We start from the raw sequence: 15871 nt of genomic DNA on the forward strand, positions 1-15871 counted from the left end.
GGGGCGGGGGCGGTTCTGCACGGCCAGGTCGCGGGCGGTCGTGTGGGGGCGGCGGCCCGCTGGAGAAGGGCTGCGGACGCGGCGCGGGTGCCGGACACGCGTGGCGTCCGGCACCCGTCGCACAGCTCACCGACGGGAGGCGGCTCGGCCTCGTCGGTACAGAACGGCTCCGGCCGCGATCAGCGCGGCACTGGCACCGGACGCGGCCAGCATGGCCTCGTTGCTGCCGGTGTCGGGCATGGTGGGCGGCGGCCCGCCGGGGGGACCCGGGGGCTGGTCGCCACCGGGGGGAGGCGGCGTCGTGGAAGGCGGCGTCGTCGTGGGCGGCGTCGTGTGGGGTGGGGTCGTCGTGGGCGGCGGCTGGTCACCACCCGTCGGAGGCGGCGTCGTGTGGGGCGGCGTCGTCGTGGGAGGCGGTGTCGTGTGCGGGGGCGTCGTGTGCGGGGGCGTCGTGTGGGGCGGCGTCGTCGGCGTGTCGCCGTAACCGCCCTCCGAGTCCCCGCCGTTCTCGCAGTCGTTGCCGTACGCCGGGTTGAGCGCGCTGATCACGTCCACGGTGTTCCCGCACAGGTTCACCGGCACATCCACCGGGACCTGCGTGTTGTTCCCGGACCCGACCCCGGGCGACCCCTCGGTCGAACCGTGCGCCGAGGTGCCCGAACCGCCTTCGTCCGAGCCGTAGTCGGAGCCGTAGCCACCGCTCTTGTCCGAATCCGAGCCGTTGGCACATGAGTTGCCGAACGCCGGGTTGAGCGCGGCGACCAGGTTGCCGGAGTTCCCGCAGGCGTTGACCGGCACTTCGACCGGCGCCTGGACGTTGTTGCCGGACAGGACGCCCGGCGAATCCTTGGTGGCCCCGCTCGCGCCCGTGTCGGCGAGGGCGGGACTGCCGCACAGGGACAGAATGCTTGTCGCGGCTGCTGCCGCGACCATTCCCCTACTCAGGGTCTGTCGCAATCTCGTTGTCTTCCTGCTTGAAGAAGTGGGAAAAGCCGGCCTTGGAACGGGGAGAAGGTGTCCAAGGCCGGCCGTGGCACAGCCGGGCGGCTGGTGCGTTACGTCGTCAGTCGTTGACGCAGGTGTTGCCGAACGCCGGGTTCAGCAGGGCGATGACGTTCACGGAGTTGCCGCACACGTTGACGGGAACGTGCACGGGAACCTGGATCACGTTGCCCGAGAGGAACCCGGGAGAACCGATGGCGGCAGCCTCGGCGCCCGCGTCGGCGAACGCCGGCGTGGCCATGCCCAGGGCCAGGATCGCGCCCGCGACGACAGCAGCGCTCTTCTTCATGGACTTTCCCTTCTCTGCGGTCATGCCCCTTTGTCGACCGAAGCCGAGCGAGCACAGCTTGAATGGCTCGCACCATGACCGGCAGGCTGTAGAACGAGGGATAGACAGCCGAAGAAACTACGGAACGCGAGTCGCCGGTTAATTCACTCGAACGCCTTCGCAGAATTGACACCAAAGATCCACAGGAGCGTTCCTGCAGAGCTGAAACGCTTCGCCTGGGTGAAGAAAAGCAAAGTATTTACCAGCGCATCGAAACCGCCCGGGCGGTCCGCAGGGAATGCGAACCTGCCCGGGCGGTTTACGAAGTGACGAGGGATCAGCCGTTGCCCATGCCATTGCCGGACAGCGCCGAGATGTCGCTGAGGATGTGCGACAGCGGCTCGTCACCCTTGGCCTGGGTGGAGTTGTCGGCACACTGCTGGTTCTGCGCGGCGGACAGGACCGGCACGTCCTGGACGAGACCGACGGCGGCGGCGCCGAGGATGCCCTGGGCGTTCGCCTTCAGCGGCACGCCGAGGCAGAGCTTGTTGGCCGTGCCCTGGACCAGCGTGGCCTGCGGGCTCATGTCGCCCTTGGTCACCGAGTTGCCGAACTTCGAGTGGGCGTGGTTGCCGCTGGCAGAGGTGGTGCCGTTGTCGTCACCGATGGCAAGCGCCTGGGGGGCGGCCGCGGCCGAAGCACCGACTACGGACACGGCGACCGCCGCGGCGGCCATTGCCTTCTTCAGCATTTCGCTTTCCTTTCCTGGGACAGGAGACGTCATGGGGCCGGACGCACCCTGAGTGAGACGCACGCTCCTGCCTCCGCTTCAACCCGGTGTGCGGGGATTGGTTTCGGCGCTTCACCCGATCGGGCCGTTCGCTGCGGCGAATCAACGGAAACACCGGGACGCCAACGAAGTAATCAGCCTTCCCTCCTGTGGGCCATCGGAGTGAATGGCAGCAACCAAGCGGGCCCGCCGCAGTTGACCAGAGTGCTCCGGTGGACGGGGTTTCTCCAGAAGGGACTAGCAAGTGATCAAGAAGGTTCTGGCTACCGCCGCGGTCGCCGCCTCCGTCGTCGGGGCCGCCTCGCCGGCCATGGCCATCGGCAACGACGACGGCACCAAGTCCGCCAGCGGCAACGGTGCGATGCAGTCGTTCGGCAACTCCAGCACGCACGGCAACATGAGCCCGCAGATGGCGCTCATCCAGGGCTCGTTCAACAAGCCCTGCATCGGCCTGCCCGCGAAGGCGAACCTCCAGGGTCTGGTCGGCCTCGCCGCCGTCGGTGTCCTGCAGGACGTGCCGATCCTCTCGGCGCCGCAGAACCAGCAGTGCGTCGAGAACTCCACCCAGGCCAAGGGCGACGAGCCGCTGTCGCACATCCTGGACGACATCTCCGTCCTCGCCGGCAACGGCGACGACAACCACTGAGGCACCGGGCTGCATTCTGAGCCCCCGTCAGCGGGCCGCCGGATCACCGGCGGCCCGCTGGCTTACGTTTCGTCGCGTGACGACGAAGAGAACCCTTTCTTCCCTGACCTTGTCCGGAATCGTCCTGGCGTCCTGCGCCACGCTGCTCGGCAGCTCGGCCCTCCCCGACCGGCAGCAGGCCCCGCGCGGGATGAACATCCTGGTGATGGGCACCGACGGCAGGGACACCATCAGCGCCGCCGAGAAACGCGAGTTCCACGCGGGCGGCATCGCCTGCGACTGCACGGACACGCTGATGCTGGTGCATGTCTCGGCCCGGCGCGACCGGGTGAGCGTGGTCAGCCTGCCGCGCGACTCCTACGCGGATGTCCCCCCGTACCGCGACGCGGCCAACGGTGAGGAGCGGCCGCCGCATCCGGTCAAGCTCAACGGCGCCTACGCGGAGGGCGGGCCCGAGCTCACCGTGCAGACCGTCGAGGCGATGACGGGACTGCGCGTCGACCGCTATCTCCAGCTCGACTTCCGGCGTTTCATCGATGCCGTGAACCGGGTCGGCGGGGTGGAGGTGTGCACCCCGCGGCCCATGCGGGACAAGGCCACCAAGCTCCAGCTGAAGCCCGGCAAGCACCGGCTGAGCGGCGGGCCTGCCCTTCAGTACGTGCGCTCGCGGAAGGTGGACCGGGCCGCCGACCTCGGGCGGATCCAGCGTCAGCAGCGGTTCCTCGTCCAGGCGTTGCGCGGGATGCAGGGGACGAATCTGCTCACCGATCCGGTGGCGATGGGGCAGTTGGCGAACACACTGCTCGGTTCCGGGCAGGTGGAGCAGGGCATCGGCGCGCGGGAACTGGTGGAACTGGCGGCGGCCCTGAACCGGGTGCCGGCCCGGGCGACGGAGTTCGCGACCGTGCCGATCGCCGGGTTCAACCCGGTCCGGGAGGACGTCGGCTCCACGCTGGCCTGGGACGGGCCGAAGGCGCGGGCGATGTTCACGCAGTTGCGTGAGGACCGGCCGCTGATCGAGGCCGGGGCCGATCCGCGGCCCTACGACCCACCGCTGATGACGCGCTCGGTCACGGTGCGCGGGAGCGCTTACGCCTGCCGCTGAGGGCGCTCGCGGGGCGGTGTGCGCGCTGGGCCAATCGGGGCAAGGGCCGCAACCCCGGCAGGGGTCTCGGCGTTGACGATCATGCAGCTCCTCCCCCGGAGTCCGCTTTTCGAAGGGAACAAACATGAAGAAGCTGTGGGCAACCGCGGCTGTCGCCGCGTCCGTCGCCGGTATGTCGGCCGCTGCCGCCCCCCAGGCGCTGGCCATCGGTGACGACAACGGCACCACCTCCGCCAGTGGCAACCACGCCAAGCAGGAGTTCGGCAACTCGGCCACGTTCGGTGACATGAGCCCGCAGCTCTCGCTGGTCCAGGGTTCGCTGAACAAGCCCTGTGTCGGCCTGCCGGCGAAGCTGAACCTCCAGGGTCTCGTCGGTCTCGCCGCCGTCGGTGTCGCCCAGGACGTGCCGATCCTGTCGGCCCCGCAGAACCAGCAGTGCGTCGAGAACTCGACCCAGGCCAAGGGCGACGAGCCGCTGTCGCACATCCTGGACGACATCTCGGCCCTGTCGGGCAACGGCGAGGGCAACGGCTGAGCCTCCACTCCGCCGCGGCGGGTCACCGGGTTCCTTCCGGTGACCCGCCTTTGTCGTGCGTCAGCGGCGGTAGAGCGCCTCGATCCGCTCCTCGTACGCCCGCATCACCGCGTGCCGTTTCACCTTCAGGGACGGGGTGAGCAGGCCGTTGTCCTCGTTGAACTCCCCCTCCACGAGGGCGAAGGCGCGGATCGACTCGGCGCGGGAGACGGCCTCGTTGGCGTAGTCCACGGCCTTCTGGACGTCGGCTCGCATGCGTTCGTCGCGGACGACCTCGGACATCGGGGTGTCGGCGGGCAGCTTGCGGACGGACAGCCAGTGGGCGACCGCGTCGGGTTCGAGGGTGATCAGCGCGGCCACGAAGGGGCGGTTGTCGCCGACGACGATGCACTGGCCCACGGGTGGGCGGCTGCGCAGGCGGTCCTCCAGGACGGCCGGGGAGACGTTCTTGCCGCCGGAGGTGACGATGATGTCCTTCTTGCGGCCGGTGATGGTGAGGTAGCCGTCCTCGTCGAGCGAGCCGAGGTCGCCGGTGGCGAACCAGTCGTCCCTCAGGACGGCGTCGGTGGCGGCCGGGTTGTTCCAGTACGCGCCGAAGACGATGCCGCCCTTGATGAGGACCTCGCCGTCGTCGGCGATCCGGACGGCGGTGCCGGGGACCGGGGTGCCGACGGTGCCGGGGCGGGGGCCGAGGGGCGGGACGATGGTGGCGGCGGCGGTCGTCTCGGTCAGGCCGTAGCCCTCGTAGACGATGATTCCGGCGGCGTAGAAGAAGAGGTTGAGGTTGCGGTCGAGCGGGGAGCCGCCGCTGATCGCGTAGCGCATGCGGCCGCCGAGTTCCTTGCGGACGCGGCGGTAGACCAGCAGGTCGTAGAGGGCCCAGGCGGCGTAGAGGGCGGGGCCGGGGCCCTTGGAGCGGCCCAGGAACTTGTCGAGGTAGGCCGCGCCGAAGCGGACGGCGATGCGGTCGGCGCGGTCGAAGGAGGCGCCGCGGCCGATCTTCTCGGCGGTGGCGCGGCCGGTGTCGTGGATCTTCTCGAAGAGATACGGGACGCCGATGAGGAAGGTGGGGCGGAACTCCTTGAGGGCCGGGCGGAGTTCGTCGGGTTTGACGCTCGGGCAGTGGCCGACCTCGATCCGGGCCATCAGGCAGGCGATCTGGAGGGTGCGGCCGAGGATGTGGGCGAGGGGGAGGAAGAGGAGGGTGGACGGGGTCTGGCGGGTGACCTCCTTGAAGATCGGGAGGAGCATCTCCACGGTGTTGGCGGACTCCGCGTGGAGGTTGGCGTGGGTGAGGACGCAGCCCTTGGGTTTTCCGGTGGTGCCGGAGGTGTAGCAGATTGTCGCGGGGGTGTCGGGGGTGAGGGCCGTGCGGCGCTTGGTGACCTCTTCGTCCGGGATGTCGCGGCCTTGGCCGGCCAGGTCGGTCAGGGCGTTCTTGTCCAACTCCCAGATGTGCGGGGGTTGTTGGTGGCGGGCTGTGCCGGTCCTGACTGTTTCGGTGTTCTCCGCTGTCTCGGTCACGACGAAGCGGGTGCCGGAGTCGCGGAGGATCCACTCGACCTGTTCGGCGGAGGAGGTGGCGTAGATGGGGACGGTCTGGCCGCCGGCGGCCCAGATGGCGAAGTCCAGGACCGTCCACTCGTAGCGGGTGCGGGACATCACGGCTACGCGGCCGCCGGGTTCGAGGCCGGCGGCGATCAGGCCCTTTGCGGTGTCGGTGACTTCGCGGGCGAAGGCGGAGGCGGTTACCGGGTGCCAGGTGTGGTGCGTCTTGCGGCGCAGGACGACTGTGTGCGGGGCCTCGGTGGCGTTGGTGAAGGGGATGTCGGCGGTGGTGCCGGTGGGGTGGTGGGGGGCGAGGGGTGGGGTGCGGGCCTCCCTTACCGTGCCGGTCTCGTCCTTCGTGATCTCGACCCTTGTGCGGCTCATCAGGTCGGTGCGGTGCTTTGCTCGCTTGAGGTCCTTGCGTACGCCCATGACGGCTCCCGGTGCCAGTCGGACTTACTGGACGGTCAACTTACTCGCGCGTAGCGTCAGGTCAATGGGTGCGGCGGCATCGGGGGTGGGGGGCGTTTGCGGGTGCCGCCGGTTGTTGCTGGCCGGGGGTGGGTCGCGCTGCCCGGCGCTAACGGGGTGCCGCCTGCGCCCACCCGTGCCGCCCCAGGCGGCACGCATGCCCGCAGGATGGACGGCTCGGGCGGCACGCATGCCCGCAGGATGGACGGCTCGGGCGGCACGCATGCCCGCAGGATCGGCGGCTCACATGACGACGCCGGCAGCCCCCGCGGGTCACTCCGTCAGGTGGGACGCCCTGTTGATGGCCTCTGCGAGGTGGTGGACCTCGTTGTCCTCGGTTTGGTGGGCCAAGTCGGTTGCTTGGTTGGTGAGTTCGGTCCAGGAGGGGGCCGCGGGCAGGGAGGGCCACTCCGAGTGGCCCCTGCGGAGGGCGTCGGCGAAGTAGGCCGCTACTGCTGTTACCTGGAAGCGGGGGGACGCGGTCCAGACGGAGTCGTCGAGGGAGGTTGTTTCCAGTTGGCCCGACTCCTCGTGGGGGGAGCGGGATTCCGGGTCCAGCCAGCGGACGCTTGCCGTGGCCAAGTGGCCGTCCGCGCCCGGCTTCGTGCGGACCGCGTAGAGGGCCGTGACCGTGTGGCCGGGGCCGATCTCGCCGCCGTCGACACTGTCGTCGCGGAAGTCCTCGTCGGCGACCTGGCGGTTGTCGTAGCCGATCAGCCGGAATTCCGAGACCGTCTCCGGGTCGAAGGCCACCTGGGCCTTCGCGTCGCGCGCCGTCAGGTCGATGTTCTGGGGGAGGTCCTGGGTGAAGACCTCGCGGCCCTCCTCCTCGTCGGAGACGTACACCGTGTGGCCGTCGCCCTTGTCGGCGAGGCGTTCCATGAGGGCGTCGCCGTAGTCGCTGCCGACTCCGACGCCGAAGAGGGTGATGCCGTACTCCTCGCGGGCGCCCGCAACGCGTTCGAGGATGGTGTCGGCGTCGGTGTCACCGGTGTTGGCGAGGGCGTCGGAGACCAGGACGACGCGGTTCGTCGCCCCCTCGCGGCGGCCCTCGACCGCCGTCTCGTAGCCGGTCTCCACACCCGCGCCGAGGTTGGTGGACTCGCGCGGAGCGAGGTCGTCGATCGCGTCGTGGATCTCGTCGCGGTTGCCGTCGAGGCGGGTCATCGGCAGGACCGTCTCGGCCTCGTCGCTGAAGGTGACGAGCGCGACGGAGTCGTCGTCGCGCAGGCGGTCCGTCATCGCGCGCAGGGATTCCTGGGCCAGGTCGAGACGGCCGGGCTCGGCCATCGAGCCGGAGACGTCGATGACGAAGGTGAGGGCGGCGGGCGGGCGTTCGCCGTCGTCGGTGGCGGGGCGGGTGGCCAGGCCCACGCGGACCAGGGACCAGTCCTCCGCGTCCGTGCGGGCTCCGTCGACGGTGACCGTGAAGCCGTTGCCGTCGGGGCGCTCGTAGTCCTGGCGGAAGCTGTTGACGAACTCCTCGGGGCGGATCGTCCACGGGTCGGGGCGCCGGCCGTCGGCGAGGGTGCGGCGGGCGTAGCCGTAGGACGCCGTGTCGACGTCGAGGGCGAAGGTGGAGAGGTAGTCGGGTGAGGGCGCCACCTCGCGGGACTCGTCGTCCGGGGCGGCGCTGTATCCGTTGTCCGGGGCCGGGGCCGGGTAGTCGCTCCTGCCCGAGGAGTCCGTGGCGCTGTTGTCGGCTCCCCCGCCGCAGCCCGTCAGCAGCAGGCCTGCCGCCGTGAGCGCGAGGACCGCGCCGCGTATGCGGTACCGCTCCATCTTCCGTTCCCCCTGGGTCCGTTGACGTCGACTCATGTGACTGTGACGGGGAAGAGGGGCGGAACGTGCGCCACGGAGCGTTGCGGATGCGTCTCGAAGCGGCCACGAGAGGGGGCCGCCGAGACCGGTGGGTGATCTTCCGTTGACCTACGAGACCACGTCCTTGCGCACGAAACCGCGGAAGGCCAGCGCGAACAGCACGAGGGCGTACGTTACCGAGACGACGGTGCCCTGGATCATGCCGGACCACTCGGGAGTGGGCTGGACGGCGTCCGCCCAGGCGAACTGCCAGTGCGCGGGCAGGAAGTGACGCCAGTCGCCGAGGGCGGTCACCGCGTCCAGGACGTTTCCGACGATGGTCAGGCCGACCGCGCCGCCGACCGCGCCGAGCGGGGCGTCGGTCTTGGTCGACAGCCAGAACGCGAGCCCGGCGGTGACCAGTTGGGAGACGAAGACGTACGCCACCACGACCACCAGACGCTGCGCGGCCGTGCCCGGGTCCAGCGAGCCGCCCGTGGGCAGTTCCAGCGGGCCCCAGCCGTAGGCCGCGGTGCCGACGGCCAGGGCGACGACGGGCAGCAGGATCATCGCGGCCAGGCTGAGGGAGAGGCCGACCACCAGCTTCGACCACAGCAGGCGGGCGCGCGGCACGGGCGCGGCGAGCAGATAGCGCAGCGAGGACCAGCTCGCCTCCGAGGCGACCGTGTCCCCGCAGAACAGGGCGACCGGGATGACCAGAAGGAAGCCCGCGGAGACGAAGAGGTTCACCGCGGCGAAGTTGGCGCCGGACGCGGTGGCCGTGTCCATCAGGGTGACCTGGTTGTTGCGCCCGCCCGGTTCGCCGCCGATCGCGAAGGCGATCAGCAGGACGAAGGGCAGGGCGGCGAGGATGCCGCCCATGACCAGCGTGCGGCGGCGCTTGAGCTGGCGGACCAGCTCCACGCGCAGCGGGAGGGTGCGGCCCGCCCGGTAGCCGGAGGCGACCTCGGTGAGGGTGCTCATGCGGAACCTCCGATCAGGGTGAGGAAGGCGTCCTCCAGGCGGCGGTGCGGGCCGACGGACTGGACGGGCACGTCGAGCCGGACCAGTTCGGCGACCAGGCGCTGGGCCGTGCCGTCCGCATCGAGCCGTACGAGGAGTCCGTCGTCGGTGCGGGTGGCCGAGGCGACGCCGGGCAGCGCCGCGACCTTCTCGACGACCGGGTCGTCCACCACGCCCGTGCCGATGAGGAGGGTGTCGCCGGAGCCGACGATCTCGCCGACCGGGCCTGCCTGGACCAGCCGGCCGCGGTCCATGACCACGAGGTGGGTGCAGGTCTGCTCGACCTCCGCCAGCAGGTGGCTGGAGACGATGACCGTGCGTCCGGCGGCCGCGTACCGGATCATCACCTCGCGCATCTCGCGGATCTGGGGCGGGTCGAGGCCGTTGGTCGGCTCGTCGAGGATCAGCAGGTCGGGCAGGCCGAGCATGGCCTGGGCGATGGCCAGGCGCTGGCGCATGCCCTGGGAGTAGGTGCGCACCGCGCGGGCGAGCGCGTCGCCGAGGCCCGCGATCTCCAGGGCCTCGTCCAGGTGGGCGTCCTTTGCCGGGCGGCCGGTGGCCTGCCAGTACAGGTCCAGGTTCTCGCGGCCGGACAGGTGCGGCAGGAAGCCCGCGCCCTCGACGAAGGCGCCGACCCGGGAGAGCACCGGGGCGCCGGGGCGGATGGCGCGGCCGAAGACTCGGATCTCGCCCTCGTCGGGCTTGATCAGGCCCATCAGCATGCGCAGGGTCGTCGTCTTGCCCGCGCCGTTGGGCCCGAGCAGGCCGAGGACCTGGCCTTTGTCCACACGGAAGGAGAGCTCGCGGACGCTGTAACGGTCGCCACCCGCGTACTTCTTGCTCAGGTCCGTGATCTGGAGCGGGACGTCGGCCAGCTCCGGGTCGGGGGCCGGTGTCGCCGTGCGGCGGCGGCCGGTCAGCAGCAGGGCGAGGGCGAGCGCGGCGCCCGCGAGGGGCAGCCACCACACCCACGCGGGCAGCGGCGCGGCCGCGGTGCTGACGCCGGGGGCGGTCGGCACCGACAGGTCGCCCTTCAGGGAGACGGTGTACGTCGCCGGGGCGGGCGGTGAGGCGTAGCCGAGGTCGGTGGAGGCGAGGACCAGGCGCAGCCGGTGGCCCTTGTCGACCTCGTGGTCGATGGCGGGCAGGGTGAGCGTCACGTCCTTGTCGGCCCTGGCGTCCTCGACGCGTACGGGGGCGACGAGTTGGGCGGGCAGCACCTGCCCGCCGCCGTCGGGGCCGACGTCGTAGACCTTGCCGAAGAGGACCGCGTCCTCGCTGGTCGACTTCACGTGGACGGTGACCGTCGGGGAGCCGGTGATCCGCAGGTCGTCGTCGAGGGGGGCGGAGTCGAAGCGGGCGTACTGGCCGGGGAAGTCCAGGGAGACGCCGACGCCGAGCGAGGAGAGCTGGGCGAGGCCTCCGCCGCCGAGACCGGGCAGGGCGGAGACAGCGGGCGGGCTGGCACCGGCCGGGTTGGCGAAGCGCTGTTCGCGGCCGGTCAGGGCGAGCTGCCGCGTGCCGCTCTCCAGGCCGGGGTAGGTGTCCCCGCTCGCGCCGCGCAGTTGGGTCTCGCCGTCGGTGGAGTCGATGCCTCCGGTGCGGGTGACGCGGAACGCCGGGCCGGTGTCGGCGGACTTGTCGTCCTTGAGGTAGCGGTCGAACCAGGCCTGTACGCGGGCCTCGACGCGGTCGGACTCCAGGTCGCCGCCGTCGTGGCCGCCCGCGATCCAGTCGACGTCGACGGGTGCGCCGTTGGCCCGGATGGCCTTGGCGGCCTGGTCGGCCTGGCCGAGCGGGAAGAGGGAGTCGGTCTGGCCCTGCACCAGGAGGGTGGGGACCTTGATGCGGTCGGCGACCGCCGACGGTGAGCGCTCCTCAAGTAGCTGCCGTGCCTCGGCGTCCGGGGTGCCCGACTCGGCGACCCGGTCGTACATCCGGCACAGCTGCCGCTCGAACTGGTCGCAGCCACCGGCGGTGTTGAAGAAGATGCCGGCCCAGAGCTTCTTGAAGACGCCGTTCGGGAAGAGGGCGTCGGCGAGGTTCCAGTAGGTGATCGCGGGGGCGATGGCGTCGACGCGGTCGTCGTAGCCGGCGCCGAGGAGGCTGATGGCGCCGCCGTAGGAGCCGCCGGCCATGCCCACGCGCGGGTCGCCCGCCTTGTCGAGCTGCACCTGGGGCTGGGTCGCCAGCCAGTCGATCAGCTGGGAGACGTCGGCGACCTCGGCCTTCGGGTCGTTCAGCCCGACCTTGCCCGTCGACCTGCCGAAGCCGCGGGCCGACCAGGTCAGCACCGCGTACCCGTCGGCGGCCAGGTCCTCGGCCTGCTGCCGTACGTCGTCCTTGCTGCCGCCGAAGCCGTGTGCGAGCAGGACGGCCGGGCGGCGGCCGCCGCCCGGCGCGGTGAAGTACGAGGTGTCGATGCGGACGCCGCCCACGGACATGACCCGCTCGGTGGCGTGCACCGCGGGTGCCTCGTCGGAGGCGACGGCCGTCCAGGTGCCGGCCCCGGCGAGCGCGACGACGGCGGCCCCGGCGGCCAGCAGACGCCGGGGCCGCCGTGACGGCCCGCGCAGTCGAAGATCCATGGTTCAACGGTACGGGCTGAACCTGTCGGCGAGTTATCGACCGCAGGCCGAACCGGCGCCCCTCCCAGGGGCGTACAGGGCCCTTCCCGCATACCGCGCCCGCGGTACGAGGACCGCTGTTCGAGCCGCCACCCGTTCCGCTGAAATACCCCACTCGTTCCGTTGAAATACCCATGGAATACCGGGAAACCGCAGTTCCCGGCGGTGGGGGCGGCGGATCCTCGAAGGTCCGCCCCCTGCGAACGGAGACGCCCTGTGCGTATGACGGACATCCAGCGCTGCGAGGCCCGGCCCGGCCGGCTCGTCGAGTTCACGCTCAGTCCGGCGACCGTGGAGGCGGCCGCGGCACTGCCGGACGACGCCCGGCCACCGGCGTACATCCAGGAGTCCCACATCAGAACGGCCCGGTCCGTGCGGGAGGACGGGCTGTTCGTGCCGACCTGGATCGGCACCGCCTTCGACATCCCCGGCCCGGTCGACCTCGACGCGCTGGAGGACGCCCTGCGGAGCTGGACCCTGCGGCACGAGACGCTGCGCAGTGGGTTCCGTCCGGCGGGCGAGGAGCTGCGCCGGTTCACGCTCGACCCGCAGGCCGTGACCCTGCACCGCGAGGTCGTCGGGGACTTCACCGACGCGGCCGAGCTGGTCCGGCATCTCCAGGACCGCTTCGACGTCGCCGCGGACGCGCTCGGCTGGCCGAACCTCATCTACGCGGCGGTCCTGCGGGACGACGGCGCCAGCGTGTACATGGCCTTCGACCACAGCAACGTCGACGCCTACTCCATCCTGCGGATCCCCGCGGAGATCCATGAGCTGTACGCGGGCCGCGCGGTCGACGAGGCGCCGGTGCAGAGCTACATCGACTTCTGCGCGCTGGAGCGGGCGGACGCGGACCGGATCGACGAGAGCCATGAGACGGTCGCCCGCTGGCGGGAGTTCATCCGGCGCTGCGACGGCACGCTGCCGTCCTTCCCGGTCGATCTAGGCGTGCGGCCCGGCGGACCGTTGCCCGCCCAGCGGCTGATGCGCGAGCCGCTCGTCGACGCGGACGACGCCGCCGCCTTCGAGGCGTACTGCCGGCCGTACGGCGGGAGCCTGGTCGGTGCGCTGGCGGCTACGGCACTGATCGTGGGCGAGATCGGCGGCACGTCCGTCTACCGCACGGTCGTGCCCTTCCACACCCGGGTGAAGTCGCGGTGGTCGGACTCCGTGGGCTGGTACGTGGGCGGCGCACCGATCGAGGTGCCGGTCCCGGCCGACTTCCCCGCCGCCCTGAAGGCCGTACGCGCCCAGCTCCAGGCCGCGAGGCCGCTGGCGCGGATGCCGCTGGCCCGGGTGCTGCAGTTGCTGGGCGCGGACTTCAGGCCCACCTCGCCCGACATGTACTCCATCGTTTCCTTCCTCGATGCCCGTGGCATTCCGGGGTCCGCGGACTGGGCCGGGCTTTCGGCCTACGGACTGGTCCGGGTGTCGTACGGCGATCAGGTGTGCGTGTGGCTCAACCGGCTGCACGAGGGACTCTGGTTCACCTGCCGCTACCCGGAGACCGACGTCGCCTACAAGAACATGCGGCTGTACGTGGAGCGGCTGCGGGACATCGTGGTGTCCGTACGGCGTGCCCCTTAGGGAAGGGCGTGTCAGCGCCTCCCGCTAGAGTCACGTGTCACAGCAGAGACACAGCGAGGGTGGGGACACACATGAGGCTGAAGCACACCGCCGCCTGGGTGGGGCTCACGGCGGCGGCGCTGGTGGCGACGACGGCGTGTGGAGCCGACTCCGTCAAGGACGCGGCCGACGCGGTCGACCAGACCGACGCGATCATGGCGGCGCTCTCCCGCGCCACGGACAGGACCGAGGAGCTCGGGTCGGCCGAGGTCCAGATGACGACCGACCTGGGCACCGGCACGCCGATAGCCATGGACGGGACGTACTCGTGGGGCGACGGCATGGCCTACGACGTCCAGATGGACACCAAGGCCGCCCAGATGCAGACGCTCCAGGACGACGAGACGATCCGCATGCTGTTGGTCGACGGCGCCTACTACTACAACATCGACCCGCAGACCTCGGGCCCGCTCCAGGGCAAGGACTGGATGAAGGTCGAAGCCTCCGCGATCCTCGGCTCGGGGAGCGAGGCGCTGGCGCAGAGCAGCGGCGACCCTACGGCTTCCCTGAAGGGCCTGAAGTACGCCAGCAATGTCGAGGACCTCGGCACCGAGACCGTGAACGGCCAGAGCGCGACGCACTACCGGGCCGAGATCGACTCCGAGGACATGGGCCAGTTCGGGGACACTCTCAGCAACGGGGACAGCCTGTTCGGCTCGGCGGCCGGTGGTGTCGACTCCGTGACCATGGACATCTGGGTCAACGACAAGGACCTGCCGGTCCGTCTGAAGCAGGTGATGGGCACCATGAAGGTGACCATGGACTTCGAGAAGTTCGGCGCCACGGCCGAGGTCGAGGCCCCGCCCGCCGCCAACACCGCCGACGTCACCGAGGAGATCAAGGACGCCGCGGGCACACAGCAGTAGGCATGACGGAACCCGGGGCGCTCCGGCGAGTGCCCCGGGCTCAGGCTCTGACTCAGTGGTTGCGCGGGAAGCCCAGGTCGACGCCCGTGGGGGCCTCGGACGGGTCGGGCCAGCGCGTGGTGACGACCTTGCCGCGGGTGTAGAAGTGCGTGCCGTCGTTGCCGTAGATGTGGTGGTCGCCGAAGAGCGAGTCCTTCCAGCCGCCGAAGCTGTGGTAGCCGACGGGGACCGGGATCGGGACGTTCACGCCGACCATGCCGGCCTCGATCTCCAGCTGGAAGCGGCGGGCGGCGCCGCCGTCCCGGGTGAAGATCGCGGTGCCGTTGCCGAACGGCGAGGCGTTGATGAGGGCCACGCCCTCCTCGTACGTTTCCGCGCGCAGCACGCACAGGACCGGGCCGAAGATCTCGTCCTGGTAGGCCTTGGCGCTGGTGGGCACCTTGTCGAGGAGCGAGATGCCGATCCAGTGACCGTCCTCGAAGCCCTCGACCGTGTAGCCGGTGCCGTCCAGGACGACCTCGCAGCCCTCGGCGGCGGCACCGGTGACGTAGGACGCCACCTTGTCGCGGTGCACGGCGGTGATCAGCGGGCCCATCTCGGAGGTCGGGTCGTTGCCGGGGCCGATCTTGATCTTCTCGGCGCGCTCGCGGATCTTCTCCACCAGCTCGTCGCCGATCGAACCGACGGCCACGACCGCGGAGATCGCCATGCAGCGCTCGCCGGCCGAGCCGTAGGCGGCCGAGACCGCGGCGTCCGCCGCCGCGTCCAGGTCGGCGTCCGGCAGGACCAGCATGTGGTTCTTGGCGCCGCCGAGCGCCTGGACGCGCTTGTGGTTCGCGGCGGCCGTGGTGTGGATGTAGCGGGCGATCGGGGTCGAGCCGACGAAGGAGACGGCCTTGACGTCCGGGTGCTCCAGCAGGCGGTCGACGGCCACCTTGTCGCCGTGGACGACGTTGAAGACGCCGTCGGGCAGACCGGCCTCGGCGAGCAGCTCGGCGATCTTGATGGAGGCCGACGGGTCCTTCTCGGACGGCTTCAGCACAAAGGTGTTGCCGCACGCGATGGCCATCGGGAACATCCACATCGGGACCATCGCCGGGAAGTTGAACGGCGTGATGCCCGCGACGACACCGAGCGGCTGGCGGATCGAGGAGACGTCCACACGGCTGGCGACCTGCGTCGACAGCTCGCCCTTCAGCTGCACGTTGATGCCGCACGCGAGGTCGACGATCTCCAGGCCGCGCGCGACCTCGCCGAGGGCGTCGGAGTGCACCTTGCCGTGCTCGGCGGTGATCAGCTCGGCGATGGCGTCCCGGTTGGCGTCCAGCAGCGCCCGGAACTTGAAGAGGATGGACGTGCGCTGGGCCAGCGAGGACTGGCCCCAGGTGGCGTAGGCCTCCTTGGCGGCGGCGACCGCCGCGTCGACCTCGTCGACCGAGGCGAACGCGACCTTGGTGGTGACCGCGCCGGTCGCCGGGTCGGTGACCGGCCCGTACGTACCCGAGGCGCCTTCGGCGGTCTTGCCGCCGATCCAGTGGTTGACGATCTTCGTCATGCCCAAGAA

Annotated in this window: 13 protein-coding genes; 5 read left to right on the forward strand and 8 right to left on the reverse strand. The window is 70.7% G+C overall.

Annotation, left to right across the window (positions count from 1 at the left end):
• Positions 1-126: 126 nt before the first annotated feature.
• The 3 genes from AB0Q90_RS19940 to AB0Q90_RS19950 all read right to left on the reverse strand — a co-directional run bounded on the left by AB0Q90_RS19940 (position 127) and on the right by AB0Q90_RS19950 (position 2021).
• Positions 127-933, reverse strand: a complete 807-nt coding sequence (locus tag AB0Q90_RS19940) for a chaplin (RefSeq protein ID WP_363160331.1) — start codon at positions 931-933, stop codon at positions 127-129.
• A gap of 130 nt (positions 934-1063) precedes the next feature.
• Positions 1064-1291 carry a chaplin ChpD gene (gene chpD / locus AB0Q90_RS19945; protein WP_363160332.1) on the reverse strand — a complete coding sequence of 76 codons (228 nt, stop codon included), beginning with the start codon at positions 1289-1291 and terminating at the stop codon, positions 1064-1066.
• Between the two features lie 316 nt (positions 1292-1607).
• Complete coding sequence (locus AB0Q90_RS19950; RefSeq protein ID WP_363160333.1) at positions 1608-2021, reverse strand: rodlin; 414 nt, start codon at positions 2019-2021, stop codon at positions 1608-1610.
• A 283-nt stretch (positions 2022-2304) separates the two neighbouring features.
• On the opposite strand from AB0Q90_RS19950, the gene AB0Q90_RS19955 reads away from it, so the two are divergent.
• The 3 genes from AB0Q90_RS19955 (at position 2305) to AB0Q90_RS19965 (ending at position 4346) form a co-directional block, all read left to right on the forward strand.
• Positions 2305-2706: a rodlin gene (locus tag AB0Q90_RS19955; RefSeq protein ID WP_363160334.1), complete on the forward strand. Its 402-nt coding sequence runs from the start codon at positions 2305-2307 to the stop codon at positions 2704-2706.
• Positions 2707-2782: 76 nt separating this feature from the next.
• On the forward strand, positions 2783-3811 hold the full coding sequence (locus AB0Q90_RS19960; protein ID WP_363160335.1) for an LCP family protein: 1029 nt from the start codon (positions 2783-2785) through the stop codon (positions 3809-3811).
• A gap of 124 nt (positions 3812-3935) precedes the next feature.
• A complete protein-coding gene (locus AB0Q90_RS19965) occupies positions 3936-4346 on the forward strand; it encodes a rodlin (protein WP_363160336.1) in 411 nt (136 codons plus the stop codon).
• Between the two features lie 60 nt (positions 4347-4406).
• Here AB0Q90_RS19965 and AB0Q90_RS19970 read toward each other — a convergent pair whose 3' ends face one another.
• The 4 genes from AB0Q90_RS19970 to AB0Q90_RS19985 all read right to left on the reverse strand — a co-directional run bounded on the left by AB0Q90_RS19970 (position 4407) and on the right by AB0Q90_RS19985 (position 11776).
• On the reverse strand, positions 4407-6326 hold the full coding sequence (locus AB0Q90_RS19970; protein ID WP_363160337.1) for an AMP-dependent synthetase/ligase: 1920 nt from the start codon (positions 6324-6326) through the stop codon (positions 4407-4409).
• 312 nt (positions 6327-6638) lie between these two features.
• Positions 6639-8147 (reverse strand): von Willebrand factor type A domain-containing protein, encoded by a 1509-nt coding sequence (locus tag AB0Q90_RS19975; protein ID WP_363160338.1) that lies wholly within the window; start codon positions 8145-8147, stop codon positions 6639-6641.
• A 147-nt stretch (positions 8148-8294) separates the two neighbouring features.
• Positions 8295-9149 (reverse strand): ABC transporter permease, encoded by an 855-nt coding sequence (locus tag AB0Q90_RS19980; RefSeq protein ID WP_363160339.1) that lies wholly within the window; start codon positions 9147-9149, stop codon positions 8295-8297.
• Positions 9146-11776: an alpha/beta fold hydrolase gene (locus tag AB0Q90_RS19985; RefSeq protein WP_363160340.1), complete on the reverse strand. Its 2631-nt coding sequence runs from the start codon at positions 11774-11776 to the stop codon at positions 9146-9148. The genes AB0Q90_RS19980 and AB0Q90_RS19985 overlap by 4 nt, the downstream gene beginning before the upstream one ends.
• Before the next feature lie 255 nt (positions 11777-12031).
• On the opposite strand from AB0Q90_RS19985, the gene AB0Q90_RS19990 reads away from it, so the two are divergent.
• Together AB0Q90_RS19990 and AB0Q90_RS19995 are read left to right on the forward strand one after the other, a co-directional pair.
• Complete coding sequence (locus tag AB0Q90_RS19990) at positions 12032-13402, forward strand: condensation domain-containing protein (protein ID WP_363160341.1); 1371 nt, start codon at positions 12032-12034, stop codon at positions 13400-13402.
• A 71-nt stretch (positions 13403-13473) separates the two neighbouring features.
• Positions 13474-14307 carry a hypothetical protein gene (locus AB0Q90_RS19995; protein WP_363160342.1) on the forward strand — a complete coding sequence of 278 codons (834 nt, stop codon included), beginning with the start codon at positions 13474-13476 and terminating at the stop codon, positions 14305-14307.
• A 52-nt stretch (positions 14308-14359) separates the two neighbouring features.
• On the opposite strand, the gene mmsA is transcribed toward AB0Q90_RS19995, so the two are convergent.
• Positions 14360-15862 (reverse strand): CoA-acylating methylmalonate-semialdehyde dehydrogenase, encoded by a 1503-nt coding sequence (gene mmsA, locus AB0Q90_RS20000; RefSeq protein ID WP_363160343.1) that lies wholly within the window; start codon positions 15860-15862, stop codon positions 14360-14362.
• Between the last annotated feature and the right edge of the window lie 9 nt (positions 15863-15871).

The organism is Streptomyces sp. NPDC079141, from assembly GCF_040686775.1.
In the GTDB taxonomy this organism is placed as follows: domain Bacteria; phylum Actinomycetota; class Actinomycetes; order Streptomycetales; family Streptomycetaceae; genus Streptomyces.

Excerpts from the sequence above, each read along its gene's own strand:
- AB0Q90_RS19940 (WP_363160331.1), bottom strand. The coding sequence starts at position 933 with ATGGTCGCGGCAGCAGCCGCGACAAGCATTCTGTCCCTGTGCGGCAGT.
- chpD (WP_363160332.1), bottom strand. The coding sequence starts at position 1,291 with ATGAAGAAGAGCGCTGCTGTCGTCGCGGGCGCGATCCTGGCCCTGGGC.
- AB0Q90_RS19950 (WP_363160333.1), bottom strand. The coding sequence starts at position 2,021 with ATGCTGAAGAAGGCAATGGCCGCCGCGGCGGTCGCCGTGTCCGTAGTC.
- AB0Q90_RS19965 (WP_363160336.1), top strand. The coding sequence starts at position 3,936 with ATGAAGAAGCTGTGGGCAACCGCGGCTGTCGCCGCGTCCGTCGCCGGT.
- AB0Q90_RS19970 (WP_363160337.1), bottom strand. The coding sequence starts at position 6,326 with ATGGGCGTACGCAAGGACCTCAAGCGAGCAAAGCACCGCACCGACCTG.
- AB0Q90_RS19975 (WP_363160338.1), bottom strand. The coding sequence starts at position 8,147 with ATGGAGCGGTACCGCATACGCGGCGCGGTCCTCGCGCTCACGGCGGCA.
- AB0Q90_RS19980 (WP_363160339.1), bottom strand. The coding sequence starts at position 9,149 with ATGAGCACCCTCACCGAGGTCGCCTCCGGCTACCGGGCGGGCCGCACC.
- AB0Q90_RS19985 (WP_363160340.1), bottom strand. The coding sequence starts at position 11,776 with ATGGATCTTCGACTGCGCGGGCCGTCACGGCGGCCCCGGCGTCTGCTG.
- AB0Q90_RS19995 (WP_363160342.1), top strand. The coding sequence starts at position 13,474 with ATGAGGCTGAAGCACACCGCCGCCTGGGTGGGGCTCACGGCGGCGGCG.
- mmsA (WP_363160343.1), bottom strand. The coding sequence starts at position 15,862 with ATGACGAAGATCGTCAACCACTGGATCGGCGGCAAGACCGCCGAAGGC.